This is a genomic window from Paenibacillus sp. F024 (assembly GCF_057814255.1).
This window is the reverse complement of the sequence record NZ_JBVASZ010000077.1, coordinates 1-2604: the sequence shown is the minus strand read 5'-3', so window position 1 is coordinate 2604 and position 2604 is coordinate 1. Positions and strand designations below refer to the sequence as shown.

The window sequence follows — 2604 nt, the reverse complement described above, 5'->3', positions numbered from 1 at the left end:
AGTAATTCGTTTGGTGATGATGGCGGAAGGGAACCACGCGTACCCATACCGAACACGACCGTTAAGCCTTCCAGCGTCGATGGTACTTGGACCGCAGGGTCCTGGGAGAGTAGAACGTCGCCAAGCAAGCCTACCTGGGGTGGGCTTTTCTTATGTTTCCAACTCATTCGGGCCCTTAGCTCAGCTGGTTAGAGCGCACCCCTGATAAGGGTGAGGTCGGTGGTTCGAGTCCACTAGGGCCCACCATTCAAACTTTGTAAGCCGCATGTAGGGGGCCATAGCTCAGCTGGGAGAGCGCCTGCCTTGCAAGCAGGAGGTCAGCGGTTCGATCCCGCTTGGCTCCACCACTATTCCCTGATAGCTCAGTTGGTAGAGCACTCGACTGTTAATCGAGTTGTCACAGGTTCGAGTCCTGTTCGGGGAGCCATGGAGAAGTGTCCGACCCGGTTGAAGGAGCACGATTGGAAATCGTGTAGGCGTGGCAAGCGTCTTGAGGGTTCAAATCCCTCTTTCTCCCTTCGTTTTGAAATCATTTATGGCGGTGTAGCTCAGCTGGCTAGAGCGTACGGTTCATACCCGTAAGGTCGGGGGTTGGATCCCCTTCGCCGCTATTTGGAGAGATACCCAAGTGGCTCAAGGGGACCCTCTGCTAAGGGGTTAGACTGCGTAAGTGGTGCGAGGGTTCGAATCCCTCTCTCTCCGTCGTTAATACATAATTTCAAGGCCCGTTGGTCAAGGGGTTAAGACACCTCCCTTTCACGGAGGTAACAGGGGTTCGAATCCCCTACGGGTCATTCCCATGGAGGCTTAGCTCAGCCGGGAGAGCATCTGCCTTACAAGCAGAGGGTCGGCGGTTCGATCCCGTCAGCCTCCACCATATATCATAATGACGCAGAGTGGAGCAGCCCGGTCCAAAGGCTGTAATATCAAATCCTGCCCTTGCAACTAATTTTTGTCTGGAGCCGTGGTGTAGAGGCCTAACATGCCTGCCTGTCACGCAGGAGACCGCGGGTTCGAATCCCGTCGGCTCCGCCATTAAAATTACATAAGGCTCGGTAGCTCAGTCGGTAGAGCAGAGGACTGAAAATCCTCGTGTCGGCGGTTCGATTCCGTCCTGAGCCATTTGCCGCTGTAGCTCAATTGGTAGAGCAACTGACTTGTAATCAGTAGGTTGGGGGTTCAAGTCCTCTCGGCGGCACCATTGTGGAGGCTTAGCGAAGTGGCCAAACGCAGCAGACTGTAAATCTGTTCTCTGACGAGTTCGGTGGTTCGAATCCATCAGCCTCCATATAGGGATTTAAAGCTAGACCACGGTGGAGTCAAGTCCCGCCGGTCGTCCTTATTGTTGGGGATTAGCCAAGCGGTAAGGCAACGGACTTTGACTCCGTCATGCCTAGGTTCGAATCCTAGATCCCCAGTATTTAGTTTGAGCCATTAGCTCAGTTGGTAGAGCACCTGACTTTTAATCAGGGTGTCGTAGGTTCGAGTCCTACATGGCTCACTTTTCAATTGTATATGCGGTTGTGGTGGAATGGCAGACACGCTATCTTGAGGGGGTAGTGGGCGTACGCCCGTGGAGGTTCGAGTCCTCTCAACCGCACCAATTATATTCATGCGTTCGTGGCGGAATTGGCAGACGCGCTAGATTCAGGTTCTAGTGGGGTAACAGCCGTGGAGGTTCGAGTCCTCTCGAGCGCATCATTTTTGCGGAAGTGGCTCAGGGGTAGAGCATCGCCTTGCCAAGGCGAGGGTCGCGGGTTCGAATCCCGTCTTCCGCTCCATTAATTACATGGAGATCAGGGTGAGAACCCAATGGGTTCGTCGGAGCATAAGCTTCGTTAGGAATGCTCCGCAGTCTCGGAGTGAAACGAAGAGTATCCCGTCTTCCGCTTTTATAAGTCATTGGCGCCATAGCCAAGTGGTAAGGCAGAGCTCTGCAAAAGCTTTACCCCCAGTTCGAATCTGGGTGGCGCCTCCATATGTGCCCTTAGCTCAGCTGGATAGAGCGTTTGACTACGAATCAAAAGGTCGGGAGTTCGAATCTCTCAGGGCACGTAGTGAAACAAGTGAACTGAGCTGGATGAGAACGGTAGAGTTCGTCGAAGCATAGCCTCGGTAGGATCACGTCGCAGTCGGCCACAAGGCCGCATCTCTCAGGGCACGTAGAATTAAGCCGGTATGGCGGAATTGGCAGACGCGCGCGACTCAAAATCGTGAGGGAAACCGTGGGGGTTCAAGTCCCTCTACCGGCATAAAATAGATGATCGGGACGTAGCTCAGCTTGGTAGAGCACCTGGTTTGGGACCAGGGGGTCGCATGTTCAAATCGTGTCGTCCCGACCAATGTGCGGATGTAGTTCAATGGTAGAACTCCAGCCTTCCAAGCTGGTAGCGTGGGTTCGATTCCCATCATCCGCTTTGAATTTTAAGCCCTATCGGGGTGGTTCATTCTTGTGAATGAGTATCCCCATTAGGGCTTTTTTTCGTTTTGCGTGCCCAGCTAAGCACGCATCTTCTAGCCGGTGAAAGTCCGGTCGCGGGAGGAGCCAAGTCCCCGCGTAGCTAGGATACTTGCGTATGGCGAAATCTGTGCGTAAAAGCGTAT

Annotated in this window: 22 tRNA genes and 1 rRNA gene; all 23 read left to right on the top strand. The window is 53.6% G+C overall.

From position 1 onward, the window contains the following. Window positions 1–9: 9 nt before the first annotated feature. Window positions 10–126: ribosomal RNA gene (gene rrf, locus ACZYR9_RS27285) — 5S ribosomal RNA — on the top strand. A gap of 43 nt (window positions 127–169) precedes the next feature. Next, window positions 170–246, top strand: a tRNA-Ile gene (locus ACZYR9_RS27280). A gap of 25 nt (window positions 247–271) precedes the next feature. Beyond that, window positions 272–347, top strand: a tRNA-Ala gene (locus ACZYR9_RS27275). A gap of 4 nt (window positions 348–351) precedes the next feature. Then, window positions 352–427: transfer RNA gene (locus ACZYR9_RS27270), tRNA-Asn, on the top strand. A gap of 1 nt (window position 428) precedes the next feature. Further along, window positions 429–517, top strand: a tRNA-Ser gene (locus tag ACZYR9_RS27265). 20 nt (window positions 518–537) lie between these two features. After that, a tRNA-Met gene (locus tag ACZYR9_RS27260) sits at window positions 538–611 on the top strand. Between the two features lie 3 nt (window positions 612–614). Beyond that, window positions 615–702, top strand: a tRNA-Ser gene (locus ACZYR9_RS27255). A gap of 20 nt (window positions 703–722) precedes the next feature. Then, window positions 723–794 (top strand) — tRNA-Glu (locus ACZYR9_RS27250). Between the two features lie 7 nt (window positions 795–801). Next, window positions 802–877, top strand: a tRNA-Val gene (locus tag ACZYR9_RS27245). Between the two features lie 81 nt (window positions 878–958). Further along, window positions 959–1035: transfer RNA gene (locus tag ACZYR9_RS27240), tRNA-Asp, on the top strand. Window positions 1036–1049: 14 nt separating this feature from the next. Continuing rightward, window positions 1050–1122, top strand: a tRNA-Phe gene (locus ACZYR9_RS27235). Between the two features lie 3 nt (window positions 1123–1125). Further along, a tRNA-Thr gene (locus tag ACZYR9_RS27230) sits at window positions 1126–1201 on the top strand. 4 nt (window positions 1202–1205) lie between these two features. Next, a tRNA-Tyr gene (locus ACZYR9_RS27225) sits at window positions 1206–1288 on the top strand. Between the two features lie 58 nt (window positions 1289–1346). Beyond that, window positions 1347–1418: transfer RNA gene (locus tag ACZYR9_RS27220), tRNA-Gln, on the top strand. A gap of 10 nt (window positions 1419–1428) precedes the next feature. Then, window positions 1429–1501: transfer RNA gene (locus tag ACZYR9_RS27215), tRNA-Lys, on the top strand. A gap of 16 nt (window positions 1502–1517) precedes the next feature. Further along, window positions 1518–1603, top strand: a tRNA-Leu gene (locus ACZYR9_RS27210). Between the two features lie 11 nt (window positions 1604–1614). After that, a tRNA-Leu gene (locus ACZYR9_RS27205) sits at window positions 1615–1698 on the top strand. 8 nt (window positions 1699–1706) lie between these two features. Beyond that, window positions 1707–1781, top strand: a tRNA-Gly gene (locus ACZYR9_RS27200). Between the two features lie 123 nt (window positions 1782–1904). Then, window positions 1905–1978, top strand: a tRNA-Cys gene (locus ACZYR9_RS27195). Between the two features lie 3 nt (window positions 1979–1981). Next, window positions 1982–2055, top strand: a tRNA-Arg gene (locus ACZYR9_RS27190). Window positions 2056–2172: 117 nt separating this feature from the next. Further along, window positions 2173–2252: transfer RNA gene (locus tag ACZYR9_RS27185), tRNA-Leu, on the top strand. Between the two features lie 13 nt (window positions 2253–2265). Continuing rightward, window positions 2266–2342 (top strand) — tRNA-Pro (locus ACZYR9_RS27180). Between the two features lie 4 nt (window positions 2343–2346). After that, a tRNA-Gly gene (locus tag ACZYR9_RS27175) sits at window positions 2347–2417 on the top strand. The last annotated feature ends 187 nt before the right edge of the window (window positions 2418–2604 follow it).